20 protein-coding genes are annotated in these 24,104 nt (G+C 35.6%); 10 read left to right on the top strand and 10 right to left on the bottom strand.

Annotated elements, in window-relative coordinates:
- Positions 1 to 95: 95 nt before the first annotated feature.
- Positions 96 to 4,886 carry a DUF8693 domain-containing protein gene (locus tag O6P34_RS05230; protein WP_269686271.1) on the bottom strand — a complete coding sequence of 1,597 codons (4,791 nt, stop codon included), beginning with the start codon at positions 4,884 to 4,886 and terminating at the stop codon, positions 96 to 98.
- Between the two features lie 286 nt (positions 4,887 to 5,172).
- On the opposite strand from O6P34_RS05230, the gene metG reads away from it, so the two are divergent.
- The 3 genes from metG to O6P34_RS05215 are packed head-to-tail and all read left to right on the top strand — an operon-like array spanning position 5,173 to position 8,609.
- Positions 5,173 to 7,233, top strand: a complete 2,061-nt coding sequence (metG, locus tag O6P34_RS05225) for a methionine--tRNA ligase (protein ID WP_269686270.1) — start codon at positions 5,173 to 5,175, stop codon at positions 7,231 to 7,233.
- Between the two features lie 60 nt (positions 7,234 to 7,293).
- Positions 7,294 to 7,980 (top strand): HAD family hydrolase, encoded by a 687-nt coding sequence (locus O6P34_RS05220; RefSeq protein WP_269686269.1) that lies wholly within the window; start codon positions 7,294 to 7,296, stop codon positions 7,978 to 7,980.
- Entirely contained in the window at positions 7,980 to 8,609 is a 630-nt protein-coding gene (locus O6P34_RS05215; protein ID WP_269686268.1) for a chloramphenicol acetyltransferase, read from the top strand. The genes O6P34_RS05220 and O6P34_RS05215 overlap by 1 nt, the downstream gene beginning before the upstream one ends.
- A 60-nt stretch (positions 8,610 to 8,669) precedes the next feature.
- Here the strand turns inward: O6P34_RS05215 and O6P34_RS05210 are convergent, their stop codons facing one another.
- Positions 8,670 to 9,002: a single-stranded DNA-binding protein gene (locus O6P34_RS05210; RefSeq protein WP_269686267.1), complete on the bottom strand. Its 333-nt coding sequence runs from the start codon at positions 9,000 to 9,002 to the stop codon at positions 8,670 to 8,672.
- A gap of 183 nt (positions 9,003 to 9,185) precedes the next feature.
- Between O6P34_RS05210 and O6P34_RS05205 the strand changes: the two genes are divergently transcribed.
- From O6P34_RS05205 to O6P34_RS05190, 4 genes are all read left to right on the top strand, one after another.
- On the top strand, positions 9,186 to 10,715 hold the full coding sequence (locus O6P34_RS05205) for a bifunctional GNAT family N-acetyltransferase/carbon-nitrogen hydrolase family protein (RefSeq protein ID WP_269686266.1): 1,530 nt from the start codon (positions 9,186 to 9,188) through the stop codon (positions 10,713 to 10,715).
- Positions 10,712 to 11,059 carry a hypothetical protein gene (locus tag O6P34_RS05200; RefSeq protein WP_269686265.1) on the top strand — a complete coding sequence of 116 codons (348 nt, stop codon included), beginning with the start codon at positions 10,712 to 10,714 and terminating at the stop codon, positions 11,057 to 11,059. Before O6P34_RS05205 ends, O6P34_RS05200 begins: the two co-directional genes overlap by 4 nt.
- A 21-nt stretch (positions 11,060 to 11,080) precedes the next feature.
- A complete protein-coding gene (locus tag O6P34_RS05195; protein ID WP_349293441.1) occupies positions 11,081 to 13,477 on the top strand; it encodes a M20/M25/M40 family metallo-hydrolase in 2,397 nt (798 codons plus the stop codon).
- Between the two features lie 113 nt (positions 13,478 to 13,590).
- Complete coding sequence (locus O6P34_RS05190; RefSeq protein ID WP_269686264.1) at positions 13,591 to 14,037, top strand: GNAT family N-acetyltransferase; 447 nt, start codon at positions 13,591 to 13,593, stop codon at positions 14,035 to 14,037.
- Here O6P34_RS05190 and O6P34_RS05185 read toward each other — a convergent pair whose 3' ends face one another.
- From O6P34_RS05185 to rnpA, 3 genes are all read right to left on the bottom strand, one after another.
- Positions 14,038 to 14,844, bottom strand: coding sequence for an OmpA family protein (locus tag O6P34_RS05185; RefSeq protein ID WP_269686263.1), 807 nt, complete (start codon positions 14,842 to 14,844; stop codon positions 14,038 to 14,040).
- A complete protein-coding gene (locus O6P34_RS05180) occupies positions 14,844 to 16,478 on the bottom strand; it encodes a S41 family peptidase (protein ID WP_269686262.1) in 1,635 nt (544 codons plus the stop codon). The genes O6P34_RS05185 and O6P34_RS05180 overlap by 1 nt, the downstream gene beginning before the upstream one ends.
- A gap of 108 nt (positions 16,479 to 16,586) precedes the next feature.
- Positions 16,587 to 16,976, bottom strand: a complete 390-nt coding sequence (gene rnpA / locus O6P34_RS05175; protein WP_269686261.1) for a ribonuclease P protein component — start codon at positions 16,974 to 16,976, stop codon at positions 16,587 to 16,589.
- 125 nt (positions 16,977 to 17,101) lie between these two features.
- Here rnpA and O6P34_RS05170 point away from each other — a divergent pair, with 125 nt between their 5' ends.
- The 3 genes from O6P34_RS05170 to O6P34_RS05160 all read left to right on the top strand — a co-directional run bounded on the left by O6P34_RS05170 (position 17,102) and on the right by O6P34_RS05160 (position 19,577).
- Entirely contained in the window at positions 17,102 to 17,836 is a 735-nt protein-coding gene (locus O6P34_RS05170) for a lysophospholipid acyltransferase family protein (RefSeq protein WP_269686260.1), read from the top strand.
- Positions 17,837 to 17,847: 11 nt separating this feature from the next.
- The gene (locus O6P34_RS05165; RefSeq protein WP_269686259.1) at positions 17,848 to 18,834 is read left to right on the top strand and encodes an acyl-ACP desaturase; all 987 of its coding nucleotides are present in this window, start codon (positions 17,848 to 17,850) and stop codon (positions 18,832 to 18,834) included.
- An 89-nt stretch (positions 18,835 to 18,923) separates the two neighbouring features.
- Positions 18,924 to 19,577, top strand: coding sequence for an HD domain-containing protein (locus O6P34_RS05160; protein WP_269686258.1), 654 nt, complete (start codon positions 18,924 to 18,926; stop codon positions 19,575 to 19,577).
- Between the two features lie 69 nt (positions 19,578 to 19,646).
- Here the strand turns inward: O6P34_RS05160 and O6P34_RS05155 are convergent, their stop codons facing one another.
- From O6P34_RS05155 to hemH, 5 genes are all read right to left on the bottom strand, one after another.
- Entirely contained in the window at positions 19,647 to 20,045 is a 399-nt protein-coding gene (locus O6P34_RS05155; RefSeq protein ID WP_269686257.1) for a hypothetical protein, read from the bottom strand.
- Positions 20,046 to 20,105: 60 nt separating this feature from the next.
- Complete coding sequence (locus O6P34_RS05150) at positions 20,106 to 20,888, bottom strand: enoyl-CoA hydratase/isomerase family protein (protein ID WP_269686256.1); 783 nt, start codon at positions 20,886 to 20,888, stop codon at positions 20,106 to 20,108.
- A 10-nt stretch (positions 20,889 to 20,898) separates the two neighbouring features.
- Positions 20,899 to 22,371 carry an ATP-binding protein gene (locus O6P34_RS05145; RefSeq protein ID WP_432419585.1) on the bottom strand — a complete coding sequence of 491 codons (1,473 nt, stop codon included), beginning with the start codon at positions 22,369 to 22,371 and terminating at the stop codon, positions 20,899 to 20,901.
- A 2-nt stretch (positions 22,372 to 22,373) separates the two neighbouring features.
- The gene (locus O6P34_RS05140) at positions 22,374 to 22,928 is read right to left on the bottom strand and encodes a CopD family protein (RefSeq protein WP_269686255.1); all 555 of its coding nucleotides are present in this window, start codon (positions 22,926 to 22,928) and stop codon (positions 22,374 to 22,376) included.
- A 77-nt stretch (positions 22,929 to 23,005) separates the two neighbouring features.
- Positions 23,006 to 24,019: a ferrochelatase gene (hemH, locus tag O6P34_RS05135; protein ID WP_269686254.1), complete on the bottom strand. Its 1,014-nt coding sequence runs from the start codon at positions 24,017 to 24,019 to the stop codon at positions 23,006 to 23,008.
- Positions 24,020 to 24,104: the final 85 nt, after the last annotated feature.

Below are 24,104 nucleotides of genomic sequence, written 5' to 3'. Positions count from 1 at the left end.
ATACCCACATTTAGTGATATTTAAAATCTTACAAATAAAAATCCCATCTTATTTTTGATTAAGATGGGATTTTTCATAAATACTATTATATATTTTTAAAAAACTACTTTTTGAGAGACCGTTTTTCCGTTTTCTAAAGTTACTTTTACTACCACTATTTGATTTCTTAATACAAAATCTGATGTTGAAAACTCCGTATTATTTACGTCACTTTTTTCAAAAACCTTTCGACCAAGTAAATCATATACTGCAATATTTTTAATGTTCTCAACAGCTGATTTTATTCGCAGTTCACTTTTATTTTTAGAAATCAAAACACTTTTTTCTATGGATTCGAAATCATCTGTTCCAAGAGTTTTATCCGTATAACGTAAAACAAAACGATCATTAAAAGTACCCGCAGCTGTACTAAAAATGTAAGGAGAATTTACAATATCATGCACTACATTTAATACTTTATCTTCAAGATAAACCGGTTGATCATACAAGAAGAATCCATCGACTTTTTCAATACTTATTGTAGCGTTTCCTGCTGAATTAATGCTATATCCTATAGGAAATGTGTCTGAGTCTACAAATGGTAAAACTTTACTTTGTATCGCCATTTTATTTGTTCCAATAAAACTATAAATAGAAAAAGACTGATTCTTATCATAAACAAAACTGTCATAACCTGAATCGTATTCATTTGTTGAATTTGGTCCATAACCAATCAAAGTTCCTGTTACATCAACTGCATTCTTAGCGAGTTTAAGCCAAATTCTGCTGCGATCTTCATCACTATTAACTTTATTCTGTCTGTAAAAATTGGTGTTGTTTTCTATAATTCGCATAGTGTTGTCAAACGTAATATCACCTGCAAATTTATTTTGAACAAAAAATCCTTGACCTGAAGCAATATACTGACTTGGATTCGTTAAATTTCCTGTACCTGAACTTACTCCTACACTTCCAAATAAATTATAAGTAGCATAATCGGTTGCCATATAATCATATCCGGATGTAGCATGATTGTGTGTCCAAAAATATAAGGTCCCAGTAATAGTTTGATTAATTGTTCCTGTATATTCAAGATTAGCATTAATAAAATCATCCGCATCTATGGCTGATGGATAAGGATTCCCTATTAATCGGTGCCCTTTATTGTCGGATGTTCTAACAACTAACGGGACAACCGTAGTACCATTATTTGGAACTCCAACAAATTGATAAGAGGTATCAACGGAAGGTATTGTAGAACTCGTTCCTTGAGAGGCTTGAATTGCATAGCCTATTCCTGGTTCAAAAACTGTTGTTGTTTCATTTAGACTTCCCCAACTATTATTATAATTATAGAACCTTCCACTGTAGGTATTTGGAGAAAAATCATGTAATGTTTGGGTCCCAGTCGTTGGAGAAGACCAATAAGTATAGTCGTCTAATACAATTGGGGTTGTGTTTCTTATCACGTTAATCTCACCGGTATTAGGTCCTGTATAACCTATTTGTACCAAACTTGCATTATTTTCTAATGTGAATGTTGCCAGAGGAGAAACAATTACTGCATCATCAACAGATACTGAAAATGAGTCTAAAACTTTTAACGCTCCACTATTCACCGTCAAAGTATTAGCAACTTCTATATTACTACCAATAGTATATGTTCCGGTACCCGAAAATAGTAAATCATAATAAACCCCATCAGCAACAATAGCTACCGTAGGTGTTGCAGCATAATATTCGACTGTCCCCGAAGGAAAAGCTAATCCATTCGTAGCGCCCGAAAAACGAACAGTACCATTCATAGCAACAAGATTTGCATATGAAAACACTCCTGTTCCCATATCTAATGTTGCTCCAGAATTTAGATTTAATGCATGTACAGTCAAAGGAAATCCATTCGTTTTAAATGTTGGAGTTCCTCCATTATTGATATTTAATTGTCCTCCGGCTACTATAGCACCAGAGGCAGTTTGAATTCCAGATATATTATCTATTTCCAAAGAAGGTGTTCCATTATAGGTTCCGCCAACAATCGTTTGTCCACCCGTTGGATTCAAATATACAATTGTATTATTCCAAGTTTTCCCAGTCGGAATAGGTAAAGAAGTCGTATTTGAAGTTCGTATTTGACCTGCTCCCGTATTAGAAAAAGAAGCTCCTCCGCTTAATGCAAAAGTTTGCATTTCTAACAAAGATGCTACATTACTCATACTTAATATTCCATTGACAGTAATGCCTCTTCCTGCCGTAATAGCAGCATTTGTATTTGCATTCGTTAAATTATTAAAGACAGAGACACTTGTCCCTCCTATAGATTGTGCAGCAATACCATTAAAAACTACTGTGCCTGTTCCCGCCGTAAATGTACCTCCGTTATTAGTCCAATTACCACTAACGGTTAATGTATTTGAAGCTAAGCCCAAACTTGCTCCACTTGCTATAGTTATATTTCGACATACACTTGAAGCTGATAAGACAGGCTGCCTTACAGCTGGAGCTATAGTAACATCCGTTATTGCTGTTGGTAAAACACTGCCACACCAGTTTCCTGCCACGCTCCAATCCGTACTAATTCCGCCTAACCAATAACCAACGGTACAAGATATGTTACTTATAATACCCGTTGTAGTACTCCCAAATCTAGGACCGCTTTTAAAAGTTGCTCCTGAAGCAGTTCCTCCCCAATTGCCTGATGTTTGTAAAACTCCGGAAAATAATATTGAACTTGCTGATGAGAGTGTTCCATTAGGTAAAATAGCTACTGCAGAACCTGTCACTTCAAGACTCCCCACAATTGTGGTTGCAGCTGTAAAATTTTTGTTGCCCGAACCCGTAAGAACTAAATTACCATATACATGATTTGCAATACTTTGTACTGTACCGGTATATTCCACAGTACTCGTTGGACTTAAAGTTGTTGTTCCAAAACCTGAAGGAAAAACACTTGCTCCGCTTACTACCAATGTTCCTGTATCAGCAACAAATAGCGTTGAACCACCTGAAATTGCAAAACCTCCGTTATCTAAAGTAGCACCACCTGAAATACTTAAAGGCACACCTGCATTAAAAACTTTAGCCCCACCACATGTAATTGTTCCAGTATTAATAATATTAACACCTCCTGTTGATGTAAATGGTGTTTTCCATTCCGGACCTGTACCTTGATATACTGATCTATTATATTGTAATGTAGCTGATGTGCCATAATTTGGAACCACAGAAACCGTAGCTGTTCCCTCCATAGAAAGAATTCCATTTATTGTAGGTACCCCTGCAAGTGTTTTAATTCCCGAATTAGAAAATATAAGGTTATTAAACGTAGAAACTACATCAAGTGTTTGAGCAGCTCCTCCAAAATTTACTGTTCCTGTTCCTCTGTTAAAATTAGAGCCTGTTCCATTCCATGCTGAGCCTGAAAAATTTACATTCAACCTACTCGAACCTCCATTTAATGTACCACTGTTCAATGCAACCGCTCCGGTAAGTGTATGAGTCAATCCTGTTCCTAAATTCAATGTCCCTGCTACTCCATTTATAGTCAATCCTGCTCCATTTATATTTCCTGTAAGCGTTGCTGTACCTGATGCTTTTGTCATTGAAACTGTACCTGTTGTAGTAAAAGCACCTATGCTTTGTGTTGCTGTTCCTGTAATAGTTACACCTCCTGTTGTTCCTGTAGCTAAACCATTATTAATAAAATTACCATTCAAAGTCAATAATACAGTCCCCAATCCTAATTGTGCAGAAGAATTTACAGTAAGTGGAGCTGTGGCATTAAATGTTTTCGCCACAGTCATTGTTATTTTACCAGTATTAGCAATAACAACTCCCCCTGATGCTATAAATGGTGTAATCCATTCATCTGTAGCTCCAACGCTTCTTGCTGTAGCCGTATTATATTGAAGTGTAGCATTTGCGCCATAAGTTATAGCTCCTGTTAACACATTTACTGTTGCCGTACCTTGCATAGACAGAACACCATTTACCGTAGGTAAATTAGCAAAGGTCTTCGTATTTGAACCTGAAAGTATTAAATTATTGTATGTCAATACAGCTGCAGTCTGTCCTCCTGCTCTATAATATTCTACCGTTCCGGAACCTGCTGTAAACGCGCCTCCTGTACCCGAGATATTTCCACGGATTCTCAAAAGACTTGAACCACAATTTAAAGTCCCATTTGTTCTAGTCCAATTTCCAGAAAAAGTGTGCGTTCCTGAAACCAAATTTAAAGTCCCTCCAACACCACTAATGGTTAATCCGGCACCATTTACATTCCCTGAAAGGGTGGCTGTCCCTCCTGTTTTGAGCATACTAACTGTTCCTGTTGTAGTAAAGCCTTGTATTGATTGATTTGCTGTTCCGGTAAACTGAACTTGTGCAGATAATAAAGTAAATGTTCCTGAATATGAAAAATTTCCTCCTAAAACTAACATTCCTGCTCCTGTGAAAGTAAAGGAATTTGTACTGGAAAAAGTACCGGCAGATACTGCTAATCGTCCTGTTCTCAAAGTAAATGTCCCCGAATTCGTAAAATTACCCATAAGTGATATAGTTCCGGTTGTTCCAGTAACCGACCCATTATTTACAAAAAAACCTGATGCTGTAAGGGTTCTATTTACGATATTTAAAGCACTTCCTGCATTAACCGTAACATCCGTACAAGCTGCGTTTGCAGAAAGCGTCACTGTAAAACCTCCGGCAATAGTAACAACATCTCCAGCTACAGGAACCGATGCACCCGATGCACCTCCTAAAGTTGCTGACCAAGTTGCAGTTGAACTCCAGTTGCCCGTTGCTACAGAAAAACGATTTGCAGCATTCGATAATGAAACAGTAAATAATAAGATTAAAACAAAGAAGAAAAACAAGTTATTTGCTTTTTTAGAGAGTAATTTATTTCTCATAAAGTATTGATTGCAAAGCCTAATTAAGTTAATTTTTGCGCAAATATAGAGGTTTTCTTATAATGATTTTTATTAATTAATAGTTAATTTTTACTATTAATTTAAAAACAAATACTGATTAATTAAAATTGAATTTAATTTATTTTTCATATCAACCACATTCATTTTAAAAAACAGAACAATAAAGAGTCGCTAATAAAACCACAGCGAAGCATCGGGACTATCAATTCTATTGCTTATTTTTGCAGCGCATTCTGAATTAATTTCAGAATCTAAAAATAATTTTATGATACAGAATCCAAAAAGATATACGATTACAGCAGCGTTACCTTATACAAACGGACCGATTCACATTGGCCATTTGGCAGGTGTTTACGTGCCTTCAGATATTTATTCCCGTTATTTACGATTGCAAGGAAAAGACGTTTTATTTGTTTGCGGAAGCGATGAACACGGCGTGGCTATTTCGATGAAAGCCAAAAAAGAAGGCATTACGCCACAGGAAGTAATCGATAAATATGACGGAATCATTCGTAAATCGTTCTCAGATTTCGGAATTTCGTTTGATAATTATTCCCGAACTTCTGCCAAAATTCATCATGATACCGCTTCGGAATTTTTTAGAACACTATATGATAAAGGCGATTTTATCGAAGAAGTGACCAAACAATTGTATGATGCAAAAGCCGATCAGTTCTTGGCAGACCGTTTTGTGGTGGGAACTTGCCCAAAATGTGGTAACGATGAAGCGTATGGTGATCAATGCGAAAAATGCGGTTCGACGCTGAATGCGACGGATTTGATTAATCCAAAATCGACAATCACTGGAGAAACTCCTATTTTGAAATCTACGAAACACTGGTTTTTACCTTTAGACCGTTATGAAGATTTCTTGAAAGAATGGATTCTCGTTGGACATAAAAACGACTGGAAACCGAATGTTTATGGACAAGTAAAATCTTGGATTGACGGCGGATTAGAGCCTCGCGCGGTAACTCGTGACTTAGATTGGGGAATTGATGTTCCCGTTGAAGGCGCCGAAGGAAAAAAATTATATGTATGGTTTGACGCACCGATTGGCTATATTTCTTCCACTAAAGAATGGGCCTTGCGCGAAGGAAAAGATTGGGAACCTTACTGGAAAGATAAAGACACAAAACTAGTTCACTTTATTGGGAAAGACAATATTGTCTTCCATTGCATCATTTTTCCTGCGATGTTAAAGGCTGAAGGAAGTTATATTTTGCCGGACAATGTGCCTGCAAATGAGTTCTTGAACTTGGAAGGAAATAAATTATCGACTTCCAAAAACTGGGCGGTTTGGTTGCACGAATATTTGGAAGAATTTCCGAATCAGCAAGATGTTTTGCGTTATGCGTTGACATCGAATGCGCCGGAAACGAAAGATAATGATTTTACCTGGAAAGATTTTCAAGCAAGAAACAACAATGAATTGGTTGCGATTTACGGAAATTTCATTAATCGTGTCGTGGTTTTGACTAATAAATATTACAACGGAATTGTACCACAACCGAATGAACTTTCGGAAGTAGACGAAGCCACTTTAACTGAATTGAAAGCGTATCCAGCTGTGATTTCTAGTTCTGTGGAGCGCTACAGATTCCGTGAAGCGTTGAGCGAATTGATGAATGTGGCTCGTTTAGGAAATAAATATTTGGCTGACGAAGAGCCTTGGAAAGTAATCAAAGACAATCCGGAACGCGTACAAACACAAATGTATGTGGCGTTGCAAATTGCAGCTGCTTTGAGCTCACTTTGCGAACCATTCTTGCCATTTACAGCAAAAAAATTATCAAGAATTCTAAAAATAGAAAGTCCGTTGAACTGGAATACGATCTCAGAAACATCTGATTTGATTCCGGCTGGTCACCAAATTGGCGAAGCGGAATTATTGTTTGCTAAAATTGAAGATGAGGAAATTCAAAAACAAATAGACAAACTGGAAGCGACAAAAACTGCTAATACTGCCGAAAACAAAAAAGCGGAACCACAGAAAGAAGCCATTCAATTTGAGGATTTTGCTAAAATGGATATTCGTGTGGGAACAATCTTGGAAGCCGAAAAAATGCCGAAAGCCAACAAGCTTTTGATTTTGAAAGTCGATACCGGAATTGATGTCCGCACAATCGTTTCAGGGATTGCGGAGAGTTTTAAACCAGAAGATATTATTGGTAAAAAAGTGACTGTTTTAGTGAATTTGGCTCCAAGAAACCTTCGTGGCGTAGAAAGTCAAGGAATGATTTTGATGACAACAAACACCGAAGGAAAATTGGTTTTTGTAAATCCGGATACAGATGGCGTTGCCAATGGAGAAACGATAAATTAAATTCAACTGCAAATTTCAATTCAATATAAAAAAGAATAGTTTGCGGTAAATTATATAAGAATGAACCTAAAAGTAATTGCTTTCGATGCCGATGATACCTTATGGATCAACGAAACGTATTTTGATGAAACCGAGAAGAAATTCTGTGGTTTGATGGAAGATTATTTGTCACATCAAGGAATTTCTAAAGAATTATTCAAGGTCGAAATTGATAATTTAAAATTATACGGCTACGGAATCAAAGGCTATATTCTTTCTATGATTGAAGCGGCGATGACTATTTCGAATCATACGCTTCCGATAGAAATCATTGAAAAAATCATTGAATACGGAAAAGAATTACTCGAAAAACCAATTGTTTTATTGGATGGCGTGGAAGAAACTTTAGAAGCTTTACACGGAAAATATAAATTAGTAGTTGCCACCAAAGGCGATTTATTAGACCAACGTCGAAAATTACACAATTCAGGTTTGGGTCATTACTTTCATCATATTGAAGTGATGTCAGACAAACAGGAAGTGGATTATTCGGATTTGATTAAACGATTGGAAATACAACCTTCGGAATTTTTTATGATTGGAAATTCTTTAAAATCGGATGTTTTGCCGGTTTTGGCCATTGGCGGACACGCTGTTCATATTCCGTTTCACACGACTTGGGCTCACGAGAAAATTGATCATAAAGTAGAACATGAAAACTTCCGTACTTTTGAAAAAATGACTGATGTTTTAAAAAGACTGGAATAATGAAAACGCTTTTAGATCTTGAAAATTGGAACAGAGCAACACATTTTCAGTTTTTCAAACAAATGGAAGAACCGTTTTTTGGCGTGACCATTGAAATTGATTGTACCAAAGCTTATCAAACCGCAAAAGCACAAAATACTTCTTTTTTTATTTATTATTTACACCAAACATTAGTTGCTGTAAATGCGATTGAAAACTTTCGTTATCGAATTTCAGGTGATGCTGTTTTTGTTTACGACAGTATTGATGGTTCCGCAACAATCAGCCGTAAAGATGGAACTTTTGGATTTTCATTAATAAAATACCACCCGGATTTCAACGTCTTTGAGCAAATCGCCCGAACCGAAATAGAACGGATTCAAAATACAATAGGCCTTTTTACACGAACTTTCGATGAAACTAATTTAATTCATTTCTCTGCAATTCCGTGGTTGAATTTTACTTCACTTTCCCACGCCCGAAGTTATACTTTCCCGGATAGTTGCCCGAAAATTTCTTTTGGAAAAATGACACTTGCCGAAAACGGAAAAAGAACGATGCCTATGTCAATTCACGTACATCATGGTTTGATGGACGGTTTACATGTAGGTCAATTTGCGGATTATTTCCAGGATCTGATGAATCAATAAAATACAAATTCGGATAGCAGGTTGTTGTATTATTCCTGCTATCCGAAATCTGTTGTATCACTATTTTCCCAATAAAAGTATGTCATTGGCAACTACTTCGGTGATGTATCTTTTTTCGCCGGTTTTGTCTTCGTAACTTCTGTGCGTCAACTTACCTTCAATGGCAATTTCCTTTCCTTTGGTTACGTATTTTTCTATTATTTCGGCTGTTTTTCCCCAAGCAACTACTTTATGCCATTCGGTTTGTTCTACTTTTTCTCCTTTTTCATTTTTATAACTGTCATTTGTGGCGATGGTTAAATTAGCTACTTTTTTTCCTCCCTCAAGATTTTTGATTTCTGGATCATTCCCTACGTGACCGATTAACTGAACTCTGTTTTTCATTGCATTCATGGCGTGTAAAATTTAAATGTTAGTGTGTTTATCTTTTGCCGATGGTTGTTTGATTTCGACATTGCAAAGATGCATCAGCTTTCAAAAATTATTCGGTTGTTAACTGTTTACTTTCGGTTGTAACTATTTGTAAACGTTTGTAAATGGAAATTTTTAAGTATATTTGGTAGAAATCAAGCCCTTATGCAAGCCAAAATAAATAAAGTTGAATTACGAAATTTAGAAATTGAAGACTACAAACAACTAAAAAATTCAATGGTAGAGTCCTATCCTGAGATGGTTGGGTCCTACTGGAGAGAACATCATATCGAAAAATTACTAAATATTTTTCCAGAAGGTCAATTGGTAATTTTAGTTGATGACAAAGTTGTAGGCTCTGCATTATCGTTGATTATTGATGAAAGTCTGGTAGATAAAAACCACAATTACTCAGATGTAACTGGGAATTATTCGTTTTCAACTCACAACCCAAAAGGGGATGTTTTATATGGAATTGACGTTTTTATTCATCCCAATTACAGAGGACTTCGATTGGGACGACGCTTGTACGATGCCCGAAAAGAGCTGTGTGAACAACTCAATTTAAAAGCAATTGTTTTTGCCGGAAGAATCCCGAATTATGGTCAGCACGCCAAAAAATTAACACCAAAAAACTACATAGAAAAAGTTAAAAGAAAAGAATTACACGATCCGGTACTTTCGTTTCAACTGAGCAATGATTTTCACGTTATCCGAGTAATGAAAAACTATTTGGAGGGCGACTCTGATTCGAAAGAATTTGCTGTTTTGCTGGAATGGAACAACATTTATTATGATGAAAGTCCAAAATTAATCAATCTCGAAAAAAGTGTTATCCGACTCGGATTGATTCAGTGGCAAATGCGCCAATTAAACAATTTAGAAGCCTTATTCGAACAATGCGAATTTTTTATAGATGTCGTTTCGGGTTACGGCAGTGATTTTGCCTTATTTCCGGAACTGTTTACAGCCCCGTTAATGGCAGATTACAACCATTTATCAGAAGCCGAAGCCATCCGCGAATTAGCCAAACATTCGGAACCCATTCGCAAACGCTTTCAGGAATTTGCCATTTCTTACAACATCAATATCATTACAGGCAGCATGCCCTATTTAGAAAATGGCACTTTATATAATGTGGGTTTTCTTTGCAAAAGAGACGGAACCTCTGAAATGTATGCTAAAATTCATGTCACACCAAACGAAGTACAGCACTGGGGTATGAAAGGCGGATCCCAAATCAAAACCTTTGATACCGATTGCGGAAAAATAGGCATCATGATTTGTTATGATGTAGAGTTTCCGGAACTGTCTAGATTAATGGCCGATGAAGGAATGAATATTTTATTTGTCCCGTTCTTGACCGATACTCAAAATGCTTACACCAGAGTCAAACATTGCGCACAAGCCAGAGCCATTGAAAACGAATGCTATGTCGCCATAGCGGGTTGTGTAGGTAATCTTCCAAAAGTAAACAACATGGACATTCAATATGCCCAATCTGCTGTATTTACACCCTCAGATTTTGCTTTTCCTAGCAATGGTATAAAAGCCGAAGCTACTACAAATACAGAAATGACGTTAATCGTAGACGTTGATTTAAATTTATTAAAAGAACTGCATGAACATGGAAGTGTTCGAATTCTAAAAGATCGTAGAACTGATTTATATGAAATTAAAAAAATAAGTCCATGAAAACCTGTCTCGAATGCTCCGAAAAAATTGTAGGCCGGGAAGATAAAAAATTCTGTAGCGATGGTTGCCGCAATGCCTACAACAACAAAATAAACAAAGACAGTACCAACTATATGCGCAACATTAACAACAAATTACGCAAAAATTATCGCGTTTTGTGCGAGCTAAATGTAGAAGGGAAAAGTAAAACTACCCGAACTAAATTAATGAGTAAAGGATTTGATTTTGATTTTTTTACCAATATTTTGAACACCAAAACAGGAAATACCTACTATTTCCTATATGACCAAGGCTATATGCATTTGGACAATGACTATTATGTATTAGTCAAAAAAGATATTTAAATACCACAACCCCAACCTACTATGAAAAAAGATTATTCATCCATTTTATCCGCGTTGTTTATCTTAGGATTCCTAGGATTGATTTACGCTACTATGATGCCAAAATGGACATCAGATGAAGACAATTCCCTCTCGGAATTCTCTACCGAAAGAGCTTTTACACAAGTCAAAGCAATTGCTCAAAAACCTCATTTTGTGGGTTCACAAAATCATGAAGTCGTAGCCGAATATATTCAAACTGAACTCCAAAAATTAGGATTAACCACTTCTATACAAGAAGGATTTACGTTAAGCGATTGGGGAAATTTAGTAAAATCTAAAAATATTTTAGCTCGAATAAAAGGAACTGACAGTTCAAAAAAAGCCTTACTCTTACTTTCTCATTATGACAGCGCACCTCATTCCTACTCGCTTGGTGCCAGTGATGATGCTTCTGGAGTAGCGACAATTCTGGAAAGTGTTCGTGCCTTTTTGTATACCAAAAAACAACATAAAAACGATATTATCATTCTCTTTACAGATGCCGAAGAATTAGGTCTGAATGGCGCTGCACTTTTTGTAACCCAGCACCAATGGGCCAAAAACGTAGGCTTAGTTTTAAATTTTGAAGCTCGCGGTTCTTCCGGCCCAAGTTATATGTTAATGGAAACCAACAAAGGAAATGCAGCACTTGTAAAAGAGTTTGCTTCCGCAAAAGCGACATTCCCAGTTTCAAATTCACTGATGTACAGCATTTATAAAATGCTCCCAAACGATACCGATTTGACTGTTTTCAGAGAACAAGGCAACATTCAAGGATATAATTTTGCCTTCATAGACAATCATTTTAATTACCACACCGCCCAAGATGACATCAACCATTTAGACAAAAACACACTAGCGCATCAAGGAACATATTTAATGCCGTTACTAAATTATTTTTCGAATGTTGATTTAAGTGCCACACAAGCCTCAACAGATTATGTATACTTTACCATTCCATATACTTTTATAAGTTATCCTTTTAGTTGGGTTTTCCCCATGACGATAATTGCTTTGGTGCTATTAGGATTTTTAATTTTCGTAGGCAAAGGGAAACGCATAATTTCCTTTAGAGAAATCGGAAAAGGCTTTATTCCGCTTTTTGGCGCTGTAATTGTTACCGGTTTAATTACGTTTTTAGGCTGGAAAGGACTCTTACTAATCTACCCTCAGTACAACGATTTATTAAACGGATTTACCTATAACGGACACGCTTATATAGCTGGTTTTGTATTGTTGAGTATTGCCATTAGTTTTGCTTTTTACAATCGTTTTTCGGCCAAAAAAATCACTATGAATCATTTTGTTTCCGCATTATTGGTCTGGATTCTAATTAATTCATTTCTGGCAAATAGTCTGCAAGGTGCAGGATTCTTAATCATTCCTGTTTATTTTGGGTTGTTTGCATTTGCGGCTTTTATTCTTACCCAAAAATCAAATTGGATACTCAACCTCGTTTGTAGTCTTCCGGCTTTACTGATTATTGCTCCGTTTATTCAAATGTTCCCAATAGGTTTAGGATTGAAAGTCCTGTTTGGAAGTGCCATTCTGAGTGTTTTAACTTTCGGATTATTGTTGCCTATTTTTGGGGCTTACGCCAAAAAAGGAATTTGGTCCATCACATTTTTTATCCTTGCCGCAGCTTTTTTTGCGAAAGCACATTCTGAATCCGGTTATGAATTCGGAAAAGCAAAATCCAATAGCTTATTATATGTTTACAATGCCGACACTAATGTTGCGAATTGGGTAACTTATGACACCAATCTTGACTCGTGGACTAAAAACTATTTGGGAAATGCTCCAAAAGATGCCAAAATCATGAATGAATTGCCTTTGTTCAGCAAATACAATTCCGGTTTTACTTATGCAGCTGAAGCTCCAAATAAAGGAATTCTAAAACCAAAAATAGAGTTTTTGGAAGATCGAATTGCTGGAAATCAACGGTATTTTAGAATCCGAATCTCTCCAAACCGAACCGTTAATCGGTATGATATTTTTGCCAATGAAGCAATGATTATTCATAATTTCAAAGCGAACGGCGCAAAAGCATTAGACCAAAAAGGATCTAAATACGAACAAAAAGGCAAGAAAATTTTAAGTTATTATGTCGTTGGAAACGAGCCATTAGAAATGCAATTCAGCATGGATTCTAAAACCATTTTCGACATGAATCTTTTAGAAAGTTCTTTTGACTTGATGACAAATCCTTTATTCAATATGGCTCAAAGAGAACCTTGGATGATGCCAACCCCTTTTGTTTTGAATGATGCGGTGGTTATTAGACAAAAAATAAAACCAAGTGCAGTTGTAGCCGGAACTGTTCTAAAAAATCCCATTGTTAACCGCGCCATAAAAGACAGTCTGACAATCACAAAAGACAGTTTGAACGTAAACTAAGTTTGCTTTCAAAATTATCCAAGACCATTAAAAAAAGTGTTTTTTAAATCCTTTTTTTAATGGTTAATGGCAAATTTTTATTTTCTTTGAATCCTAAAATATAAAAACAATCCATGGCAATAGAATGGAAAATCAAGTCCTTTGAGGCACTTTCGGTACATGAACTTTATGATTTACTTCGGTTGAGAAGCGAAATTTTTGTAGTTGAGCAAAACTGTGTTTATTTAGATTTAGACGGAAAAGACAAAGTGGCCTTACATCTTTTTGGCGAGTTTGAAGGTAAAATTGTGGCTCATGCCCGATTATTCAAAGCCGGAATAAGTTTTGAAAATGCTTCTATTGGCAGAGTCACTGTTGCTGCTGATTATCGCGACAGAAAATGGGGTCATGATTTAATGCGGGAAGCAATTGCGGGTATTCTGATTCATTTTGGCGAAAGCCAAATCACTATCGGAGCTCAATTATACCTGAAAAAATTCTATGAAAGCCACGGATTTATGCAAACCAGCGACATGTATCTTGAAGACGATATTCCGCATATTGAAATGAAAAAGGAATAATTATATCTTAGAAATCAGGAATTCGACTCTGCGGTCCAAGGCATCCCCTTTTCCTAAAGGGAATTGATTTCCGCAACCTTTATATGTCATTCGCAGGCTGTTGATATTCTTCGACAAGAGATATCTGTAAACCGTTTTGGCCCTATTTAGAGAAAGTTTTCGTTCCTTAGTTTCTTTGTCAATGGCGTCATTATAATAACTTGGCGTACAACATACATGGCCTCTAATTTCGAATTCCAAGGTTTTATCTTTTTGAAGTTGAACGGCAATTTTATCTAATTCCTCTTTGGATTTTGTGGTAAGTTTACTGCTTCCCATCACAAAAAGAATGTTTTCTAAAAAAATGCGATCGCCTACTGTATGCTTTTTTTGAAACGAATTGTAAATTCCTTTTCCAAAACTGTTTTTCTTCACCAGAATCAAGTCGACACGTCGGTTTTTTGAGCGGGTTTCATTTAGGTTTTCTACAGTATCTTTTCTAATAACCACTCGGCCTTTACCTTCAATGATTACGATTTTGTTTTTATTGAATCCGTTGTTGGTTAGTATTTTTTGAACCGTTTCAACTCTGTTTTTAGATAATTTGTAATTATAATCATTATCGCCTCTGTCGTCACAATAGCCATAAATTTGAATGGATTCTATTTTTGTGGTGTCAATTGTTTTTATAAAATCTTCAACAATCTGTTCCTGTTTTTCGGGCAAAACATATTTATCAAATTCAAAATATACAGTTTCAATAGTCTTTTCCTGGGCGAAAAGGCATCCAAACCACAACAAAAATCCTATTTTGAAATATTTCCCCATTACATTTTAAGAATCGACTTATACTGCGTATTGTTGTTCAAAACGCTGACTGCTTTCATAATTTCAGAATTATTCTTAATGTAATATTGGTACAATCCTTCTTGATATTGGTAGCGCTTGATGAGTTCATCGAGAATCAAAGCTTTAATTTCTTTTTGATTTTTATCCAATAAGTTATTCTCGCTTTTTTGAAGCGCCAAAAGTAATTGTTGGTATTCTGCGGTTATGGATTCCTCTATTTTTTCTTTTTTGGCTGCAGCCAAAGTGTTTTTCAAAGCGATTTCTGTTTCGGTATCAAAAGAGAATTTTTGGACTTTTAAAAACTGTTTAAAATCCGCATAATCTGCATCCGAAAAAACGGGAATTTTATCACCTAAACTTGGATTTTTATAATAATAACTTGTGGCATAATTAAAAATTCCGTCGTTTTTTACCAAAGCATTAGCAATTGGACTCAGTTTTGTTTCGTCGAGTTCTATATCCGGTTGAATTCCGCCGCCATCATAAACAGTTCTTCCTTTTCGGGTTTTGAAAGCATTATAATTTTTCTCTTCTGTTTTTATGGCCATTCCGTTTTTGTCTTTATGAGCATAATCTAATGCTTGAATACATCTGCCGGAAGGCGTATAATAACGGGAAATTGTCACTTTTAGTTGTGTTCCATAAGTTAAATCTACCGGTCTTTGCACCAATCCTTTTCCAAAACTACGGCTTCCAATGACTACGGCACGATCCAAATCCTGCAAAGCTCCCGAAACAATTTCGGAGGCCGAAGCGCTTCTTCCGTTAACCAGAATAACTAACGGAATCTCGGTATCTATAGGTTCTCGGGTAGTTTTATACGTATTATTATGTTTTTCGATTTTTGATTTTGTGGTTACGATGATTTCGTTTTTTGGAACAAATAAATTACAAATAGCCACCGCTTCGTTCAAAAGTCCGCCAGGATTATCTCTGACATCTAAAATGATGCGCTCCGCACCTTCACGTTTTAATTGTTCCAGCGCTTCTTTGGTTTCTAATGAAGCTTTCTTACTGAAATGGGACAAAACGATATATCCTGTTTTAGCGTCGATTTTTGCAAAAAACGGAACCGATTTTATTTCAACCTCATCCAGAATAATTTGTGTAGTGTTTGTTTTCCCTTGACGGATGTATTTCACATCTATTTTAGTGTTCTTTCCTCCTTTAAATAATTGGGAAGATTCGTCTTTAAAATCCGATACCATAATATCACCAATTTGAATAATTTCGTCTCCGGCTTTTAATCCGGCCTTATCTGCAGGGAAATTTTTATACGGTTCTTTGACTATAAGTTTCGTTTCTGTTCGGGTAATTAAGGCACCGATCCCGGTATATTCACCGGTATTATTTATTTTAAATCGGACAACATCCTGCTCATTAAAATAAACGGTATACGGATCTAAACTGGTCAACATTCCTTTTATCGCCTTGTCCATCAAGTCGCCTGGATTGGTCTCGTCAACGTAATTCTTATTCAATTCTTTAAACAACGTGGTGAAAATTTCTACTTGTTTGGCGATTTCAAAAAAGTCATCTTTGAAACTGGTACCAATAAAAAGAAATAGAGCAGCGACAACAGGAATTATAATTTTTTTTTGAAACAGGGCCATGTGTTTATTATCTTAATTTCAGACTACTAAATTAAGAATAAATCATCAATAATAGCTGACGCCAAATGCTAAACTCTTTATAAAGCGTGTTTCATAAAAAGAAACGCTTTATTTTGTCTCGACAATCGTTTGGGTTTGGGCTACAAATTTTTCAAACAATTGAATCGTTTTTGTATTGATTTCTTCGTAGGACAATCGGTCTTTACTTTGGTAAAAAAGCATAAAAGCATACGGTTTGTCTAAATTATCTACCAATAAATGTTTGTTCAGGCGATAGGTTTCGCGCAATACTCTTTTGAAATAATTTCGGTCAACCGCTTTTTTAAAATATTTTTTTGAAACTGAAACTCCTATTTTAATCTTTTGCTCATCGCCCAAAGCTCCTGAATAATACACCAAACGCAATGGATATTTAGACACGGATTTCCCCTCAGAAAATAATAATCCGATGGTTATTTTACTTTTTAGCTTCTCGTTTTTTGGATAGGTAAAATTCATTTTTGGTAAAAAAAGACAACAATTTTAGTCGACAAAGGTACAATTAAACCCTAAACCTACTTATTGTTTATGATTTAAATATAGCTACAAATATATTTCTTACTTTTGCAGCTAATTTTTAACGCATGCAAAAACTAATATCGTATCCCATATCTGTAATTTATTATTTGTGTTTCGGTCTTACATTGGTTATTTTTCATCCAATTCAGTGGATTTGTTTGAACGTTTTTGGCTACCAAGCCCACAAAAAAAGCGTTGATTATCTGAACCTGTTTTTAGTACTGTGTACGAGACTTTTAGGAACAAGATACAAATTTGAAAATGTAGAAAACATTCCAAAAAATGTTCCTCTAATATTTGTATCTAATCATCAAAGTATGTATGATATCATTGCGATGATTTGGTTTTTGAGACGTTTTCATTGCAAATTTGTAAGTAAGAAAGAATTAGGCAGCGGTATTCCAAGTGTTTCGTATAATTTGCGCCACGGAGGTTCCGTTCTTATTGACAGAAAAGATCCCAAACAAGCCATTCCGGCAATAAAAGGATTGTCAGAATATATCGAGAAATACAAGCGAACTGCTGTTATTTTTCCGGAAGGAACACGAAGTAAGACCGGTAAACCAAAAGAGTTTGCCCAAAGTGGATTGAAAATATTATGCAAATACGCCCCTTCGGCTTATGTCGTGCCAATTAGCATTAATAATTCTTGGAAAATGGTAAAATTTGGTTTTTTTCCGCTTGGTTTAGGAAATCGCCTTACCTTTACAGTCCATAAACCATTAGCAGTAAGCGAATTTGATTTTGCTGAATTAATGGCTAAAACAGAAAGTGAAGTAGTAAAAGGAATAAAATTTTAATTTAATATATAATGTCTATAAAAAACATTCGATTAGAAGTAATGCAGTTTTTGGAAAAAAACGTTGACAGTTTTGTCGATCAGTATCTAATCCCAGTAGAAAAAATATGGCAGCCCTCCGATTTTTTACCCAATTCAGAAAGTGATACTTTTTTTGAAGAAGTAAAAGAATTGAGAGAAATTGCCAAAGATTTACCTTATGATTTTTGGGTTGCCATGGTTGGCGATACCATTACTGAGGAAGCTTTGCCAACATACGAATCTTGGTTGATGGAAGTAGAAGGAATAGACAATCTGGAACGAAATGGCTGGTCTAAATGGATTCGCCAATGGACAGGTGAAGAAAATCGCCACGGTGATTTACTGAACAAATACTTATATCTTTCCGGTCGTGTCAACATGCGCGAGGTAGAAATAACAACACAACATCTTATCAATGATGGTTTTGATATTGGGACAGGAAGAGATCCGTATAAAAACTTTGTGTACACCAGTTTTCAGGAATTAGCGACGTATGTTTCTCACAACAGAGTTTCGCAACTAGCCAAAAACTATGGTGATAAAAAATTATCTAAAATGTGTAAAATGATTGCTGGCGACGAAATGCGTCATCATCATGCTTACAGCGAATTTGTGAATAGAATTTTTCAGGTAGATCCAAGCGAAATGATGCTTGCTTTTCAATATATGATGAAGCAAAAAATTGTTATGCCGGCTCATTTCTTGAGAGAATCAGGACAAAAAATAGGGACTGCTTTCGAAAATTTTTCAGATTCAGCACAACGAATTGGGGTTTATACCGCAAATGATTATGTTGACATCATGCAAAAACTAATCGAAAAATGGGAAATTGACAAAATATCCGGTCTGACTGATGAAGCCGAAAAAGCCCGTGATTATTTGATGAAATTACCTGGCAGAATGGCTAAAATTTCTGAACGATTAGTAATTCCTCAAGAATCTTATATTTTCAAATGGGTAGAACCCGCTAGATTGTAAATTTCAGATTTTTAAAATCACATTAAAAAGCTGCTTTTTGAGGTTTATAAACTTTGAAAAACAGCTTTTTTTATAAACATCCCCCATTTATGAGTACATCTGATTTGATAAGTAAGACAATTCTTTTTGTTAAACAAAATTTAGAAAATGCCGAAGGCGGACACGACTGGTTTCACATACAACGCGTGTATAAAAATGCGTTATTGATTGCCCAAGAAGAAACTTGTGACATAAGAATTGTTCAGTTGGGTGCTTTACTTCACGATATTGCCGATAGTAAATTTCACGGTGGTGACGAAACGATTGGTCCAAAAATAGCACGCGAATTCTTAGAATCCGAAAATGTAAATCAAGAAACAATCAGTCATGTAATCAATATTATCGAAAATATTTCTTTCAAAGGCGGAAATTTCGACAAAAAATTCTCTTCCATTGAATTGGATATTGTTCAGGATGCAGATCGTTTAGATGCCATTGGCGCCATCGGAATTGCACGTACATTTAATTATGGCGGCTTCAAAAACAGACCTCTATACAACCCTGCAATTCCTCCGAATTCAAAAATGACTAAGGAAGAATACAAAAATAATGAAGCCCCGACTATCAATCATTTCTACGAAAAATTGTTACTCCTAAAAGACAAAATGAATACCGAAACCGGGAAACAAATTGCCCATCAAAGACACCATTATATGGAAGGTTTTTTAGCGCAATTTTACGCAGAATGGGAAGGAAATAAGTAATTATCAGTGTTCCTTTTTTTAGTGTTGAGTCTAAAAAAAGGAACACTAATTGTATTTTTCAACTCCTTTTTAAAGTCCTTTCTCTTTCATTTCAATAATTACATCGGATGCATTTTTGAAAGTAGGTGCTTGTTCTATAATAGTTCCCACTCTTTTCTTGTTGAGTTTAAAAGTTACATCGTTTTCTGTGGTAAACAACAAAGCAGTCAAAAACGGGTTGTTCATATAAGGAGCCAATATGAAAAAAGCTTCGTCCAGGCTATGAAAACTTTCAATTTCTTCGGTTTTATAACGTGCGGTAAGCGAAAGACTGAAAACATCATTTTCTAATAAAACCGGACGGACATAAATATTTTTTAGTTCGGTATCACCAATGGTTTTGGCCAAAGTTAACTTGGCATACGTATGGTTTTCGATACTTTCTTTTACTTTTTCCCAAAATTGAGCAAATACAGGCTGGAAGGACATAATTATAATTTAATCGTTGAATTAGTTTAAAAAATGAAATCTGTAATCCGAAACAGAAAACTATTTTCCGGTAAAATTAGCTTTTCTTTTTTCTAAAAATGCCGTAGTTCCTTCTTTAAAATCTTCGGTACCAAAACATTTTCCAAACGCTTTAATTTCAGTTTCAAAGCCATTTTTACCTTCTTTGAAATTTGCGTTAATCGCTTTTATAGCTTTGCCAATAGCAAAAGGAGAATTCTTCATTATTTTATGAGCGATGCTGTTACAAAAAGCCAAAAGTTCTTCTTGAGGAACAACATGATTAACCAAACCAATCCTATAAGCATCTTGTGCGGTTATCATTGCTGCGGTCATAATCATTTCCATCGCACGACCTTTCCCAACCAGTTGAGGCAAACGTTGTGTTCCTCCATAACCAGGAATTAAACCAAGAGAAACTTCCGGCAATCCCATTTTAGCATTTTCGGAAGCGACTCTGAAATGGCAAGCCATGGCTAATTCTAATCCGCCACCCAATGCAAAACCATTTATAGCAGCAATTACAGGTTTTTTTAAATTTTCTATAAAATCAAATAATTTTTCATGTCCTTCAGCCGCCAATTCCGTTCCTTTTTCGATAGAAAAATTGGAGAATTCAGCAATATCAGCACCAGCTACAAACGCTTTTTCGCCACTACCAGTCAAAATAATAACAGCAACTTCTTTATTTTTAGCCAAAGTCTTAAACGCTTTATGCAAATCAGCAATCGTGTCTTTATTCAACGCATTGAGTTTCGTAGGACGATTTACAGTAATTGTAGCGGTATTATTTTCTATTGAAATTAAAATATTCTCGTAGTTCATAATGCTGATTTTAAGAGTTAATTATCGGAAGTGAAACCGTAAAAGTGGTTCCTTTACCAAATTCTGTATCAAAGGTAATCGTTCCTTTATAATTTTCGATAATGTTTTTGATGATTCCAAGTCCCAATCCCATTCCGCTGCTTTTAGTGGTAAACTTCGGTTCAAATATGCGATTAATATCTTTGGGCTGGATTCCGATTCCGTTGTCTTTTACGATAATCAAAACGTTATCAGAAACTTTTTTTACCTTCACAGAAATAGCTTTATTTTCCTGCTGTTCTGGAATGGATTGAATGGCGTTTTTAACCAGATTGGTAATAATTCGGATGAGTTGTGTCCGGTCTATTTTCGAAATGATTTCGGGCGCATCTTTTTCAAAAACAATATACTCTTCATTAAAAATATCCATGGCCAGTTCCACTACTTCCACCACATTCAAGGTTTCGTTTTGCTGCGCAGGCATCGAAGCAAAATTAGAAAATGCCGAAGCAACCGCATTCATGGTATCAATTTGTTGAATCAGGGTTTCGGAATAATCTTTCATTTTTTGCTTTACATCTGCGTCATTGGGATCAAATTTTCTTTGAAAACTTTGTACCGTCAATCGCATGGGCGTCAACGGATTTTTGATTTCATGGGCAACTTGTTTAGCCATTTCGCGCCAAGCCTCTTCACGTTCGCCTTGCGCTAATTTTATCGCACTAATTTCGAGTTCATCAACCATTGCATTGTATGCTTTTATCAGTAAATTGATTTCTTTACTACTGGCTTCCAACATTATTTTTTCATTTTTTTGATTCAAGCTGGTTTCGCTTAATTTATCCGAAATTGTTTTTAACGATTTAGTGATGTATGTCGAAAGGAAATAGGCCAGGGCAAAAGCCACAATCAGCATAAAAGAATAGACTTGACCCAAGCGAATCAAGAAACTGTTTAATTCATTTTCATAGAAACCATCATCTTCTAAATACGGTAAATTCAAAATTCCGAGCGGTTTAAATTTGTCATCTTTGATCTGGCTGTACGAAGAACGGTTTTTTACGCCGTCGATAGTTTTGATGTCTACATATCTCTTTTCGATAGAAGAACGCACTAATTTCAAGATATATTTAGGAACCGGAGGCGAAACTTTATCTACGGAGAAAGATTCTTTGGATGATTTTAAAAGCTTTCCTTCCAGACTGTAAATGTTGATTTCAATAGAATGAATTTGAGCTAATTCATGTATTTTATCTTTAAAAATTAAGCTTAAATTTTCGGTGGTCAAAGGATATGTTGTCGTAGAAAGCACATAATTTATGTGTTCTTTAATAGCGTTTTCTTTTCGTTCTAAGCGTTCTTGATGGTATTCTTTGGCTTCATTTTTAAACTGAATAATAGAAATAGACGCCAGCAATATCGAAGCCATAACAATCAATACGATCATCGAAAGAAAAATCCGAATTCGCAAAGACAGCATCGATATTTTAAAGCTTTTGAACATGATTATGACTGATTTCTTTCTCTGATTCTTTTGTAAAATCTAAACCCGAGCATTATCAAAACAGAGAATAAAATGATTCCGATTACACCGTAAATCCAGTTCACGGCATTTTTTAATATCACTAAAAAAACAACTGCAAAAAGAATTATAGTAGCTCCTTCGTTCCATAACCGCATGAAATTTGTGGTATATCTCACGTCATCGTTTTGTAATTGTTTGAATATTTGATGGCATTTTAAATGATATAAATACAACGCAAATACGAAGCCAAGTTTTACATGCATCCAAGGCATTTGAAGCCAAGCCTTTCCTAAATCGGTAAAAAACAACATCCAAAACGCAAAAATACTAGTCAAAATTGCTGATGGCCATGTGATAATATACCACAAACGATAAGTCATTATGTTGTATTGTTTGCGCAAAATTTCTTTTTCAGGAGATGGTTTTTGTGCAGCTTCAATTTGGTACACAAATAAACGAACAATGTAAAAAAGTCCGGCAAACCAAGTAACTACAAAGATAAGATGAAGGGATTTGAGGTAATTATAATAGTCCATTTATTAAATCAATTAATATAGGTTTGAATACTTTCGATTTTTTAAAATCATACTTAAAAGTAGAGAAAGACAATATTCTATTTTGCCCATTCCGTAATCCAATTACTTACCGTTTTACACCAATCATCACTGTCGTTCAAACATGGAATCGCTTTAAAATTTTCACCGCCGTGTGCCTTAAATTCGTGGTTCGCTTCCATAGCAATTTCTTCCAAAGTCTCTAAACAATCCGAAACAAAAGCAGGAGTTACTACCGCTAGATTTTTAATGCCTTTCTCTGGCATTTTGTTCACTTCAACATCCGTGTAAGGCGTCAACCATTTGTCACCGGCCAATCGGGATTGAAAAGTCTGGCTGTATTTTCCTTCTGGAATTCCCAATAATTTGACCACTTGTTTGGTCGTTTCGTAACACTGGTGACGGTAACAAAATTCATGTGCCGGCGAAGGCGTGTTGCAACAAGAACCGTCAATTTTGCAATGTGATTTGGTAATATCTGTTTTGCGAATGTGTCGCTCCGGAATTCCGTGGTAAGAGAATAACAAATGGTCGTATTCAAAACCAGCTAAATGGCCTTTGATAGAATCTGCTAAATTCTTGATATAATCCGGTTTGTTATAAAATGCAGGTACAATCGTAAATTTCATTTCTGGAAAATGTTTTTTGCGCAAGTCTTCTGCCAGTTCCAAAATAGTTGTTGTAGAAGCCATAGCGTGTTGCGGATACAACGGAAAAAGCATCACCTCAGTTACTCCTTTATCCTGCAATTCCTTTAAACCCGCCATCATCGAAGGATTTCCGTAACGCATAGCCAATGCAACCGGAACATCAACTAATTGCTTTACTTTTTCGTGCATTCTTTTCGAAATCACTACAAGAGGTGAACCTTCGTCCCACCATATTTTGGCATAAGCCGCAGCTGATTTTTTGGGTCTGGTTTGCAAAATAATTCCACGAACCAATAATGCTCTTAACAAAAACGGAACGTCAATAACGTATTTGTCCATTAAAAATTCATCTAAATATGGTTTTACATCTTTGGGAGTTGGACTTTCCGGGGAACCTAAATTGACTAATAATACGCCTTTCATTTGTTTTTATTTTTGGATAAAAGTAAATAAACTTACTTTTTGTTAAAAGTTGATGAACTATTTTTTATTTATTGTTTGATATAGT

Origin of the sequence: Flavobacterium lacustre, from assembly GCF_027474525.2 — a bacterium.
In the GTDB taxonomy this organism is placed as follows: domain Bacteria; phylum Bacteroidota; class Bacteroidia; order Flavobacteriales; family Flavobacteriaceae; genus Flavobacterium; species Flavobacterium lacustre.
Note: the sequence above shows the minus strand (reverse complement) of the source record. Positions and strands in the feature narration are given on the sequence as shown.

Excerpts from the sequence above, each read along its gene's own strand:
- O6P34_RS05230 (WP_269686271.1), bottom strand. The coding sequence starts at position 4,886 with ATGAGAAATAAATTACTCTCTAAAAAAGCAAATAACTTGTTTTTCTTC.
- metG (WP_269686270.1), top strand. The coding sequence starts at position 5,173 with ATGATACAGAATCCAAAAAGATATACGATTACAGCAGCGTTACCTTAT.
- O6P34_RS05220 (WP_269686269.1), top strand. The coding sequence starts at position 7,294 with ATGAACCTAAAAGTAATTGCTTTCGATGCCGATGATACCTTATGGATC.
- O6P34_RS05215 (WP_269686268.1), top strand. The coding sequence starts at position 7,980 with ATGAAAACGCTTTTAGATCTTGAAAATTGGAACAGAGCAACACATTTT.
- O6P34_RS05210 (WP_269686267.1), bottom strand. The coding sequence starts at position 9,002 with ATGAATGCAATGAAAAACAGAGTTCAGTTAATCGGTCACGTAGGGAAT.
- O6P34_RS05205 (WP_269686266.1), top strand. The coding sequence starts at position 9,186 with ATGCAAGCCAAAATAAATAAAGTTGAATTACGAAATTTAGAAATTGAA.
- O6P34_RS05200 (WP_269686265.1), top strand. The coding sequence starts at position 10,712 with ATGAAAACCTGTCTCGAATGCTCCGAAAAAATTGTAGGCCGGGAAGAT.
- O6P34_RS05195 (WP_349293441.1), top strand. The coding sequence starts at position 11,081 with ATGAAAAAAGATTATTCATCCATTTTATCCGCGTTGTTTATCTTAGGA.
- O6P34_RS05190 (WP_269686264.1), top strand. The coding sequence starts at position 13,591 with ATGGCAATAGAATGGAAAATCAAGTCCTTTGAGGCACTTTCGGTACAT.
- O6P34_RS05185 (WP_269686263.1), bottom strand. The coding sequence starts at position 14,844 with ATGGGGAAATATTTCAAAATAGGATTTTTGTTGTGGTTTGGATGCCTT.
- O6P34_RS05180 (WP_269686262.1), bottom strand. The coding sequence starts at position 16,478 with ATGGCCCTGTTTCAAAAAAAAATTATAATTCCTGTTGTCGCTGCTCTA.
- rnpA (WP_269686261.1), bottom strand. The coding sequence starts at position 16,976 with ATGAATTTTACCTATCCAAAAAACGAGAAGCTAAAAAGTAAAATAACC.
- O6P34_RS05170 (WP_269686260.1), top strand. The coding sequence starts at position 17,102 with ATGCAAAAACTAATATCGTATCCCATATCTGTAATTTATTATTTGTGT.
- O6P34_RS05165 (WP_269686259.1), top strand. The coding sequence starts at position 17,848 with ATGTCTATAAAAAACATTCGATTAGAAGTAATGCAGTTTTTGGAAAAA.
- O6P34_RS05160 (WP_269686258.1), top strand. The coding sequence starts at position 18,924 with ATGAGTACATCTGATTTGATAAGTAAGACAATTCTTTTTGTTAAACAA.
- O6P34_RS05155 (WP_269686257.1), bottom strand. The coding sequence starts at position 20,045 with ATGTCCTTCCAGCCTGTATTTGCTCAATTTTGGGAAAAAGTAAAAGAA.
- O6P34_RS05150 (WP_269686256.1), bottom strand. The coding sequence starts at position 20,888 with ATGAACTACGAGAATATTTTAATTTCAATAGAAAATAATACCGCTACA.
- O6P34_RS05145 (WP_432419585.1), bottom strand. The coding sequence starts at position 22,371 with ATGTTCAAAAGCTTTAAAATATCGATGCTGTCTTTGCGAATTCGGATT.
- O6P34_RS05140 (WP_269686255.1), bottom strand. The coding sequence starts at position 22,928 with ATGGACTATTATAATTACCTCAAATCCCTTCATCTTATCTTTGTAGTT.
- hemH (WP_269686254.1), bottom strand. The coding sequence starts at position 24,019 with ATGAAAGGCGTATTATTAGTCAATTTAGGTTCCCCGGAAAGTCCAACT.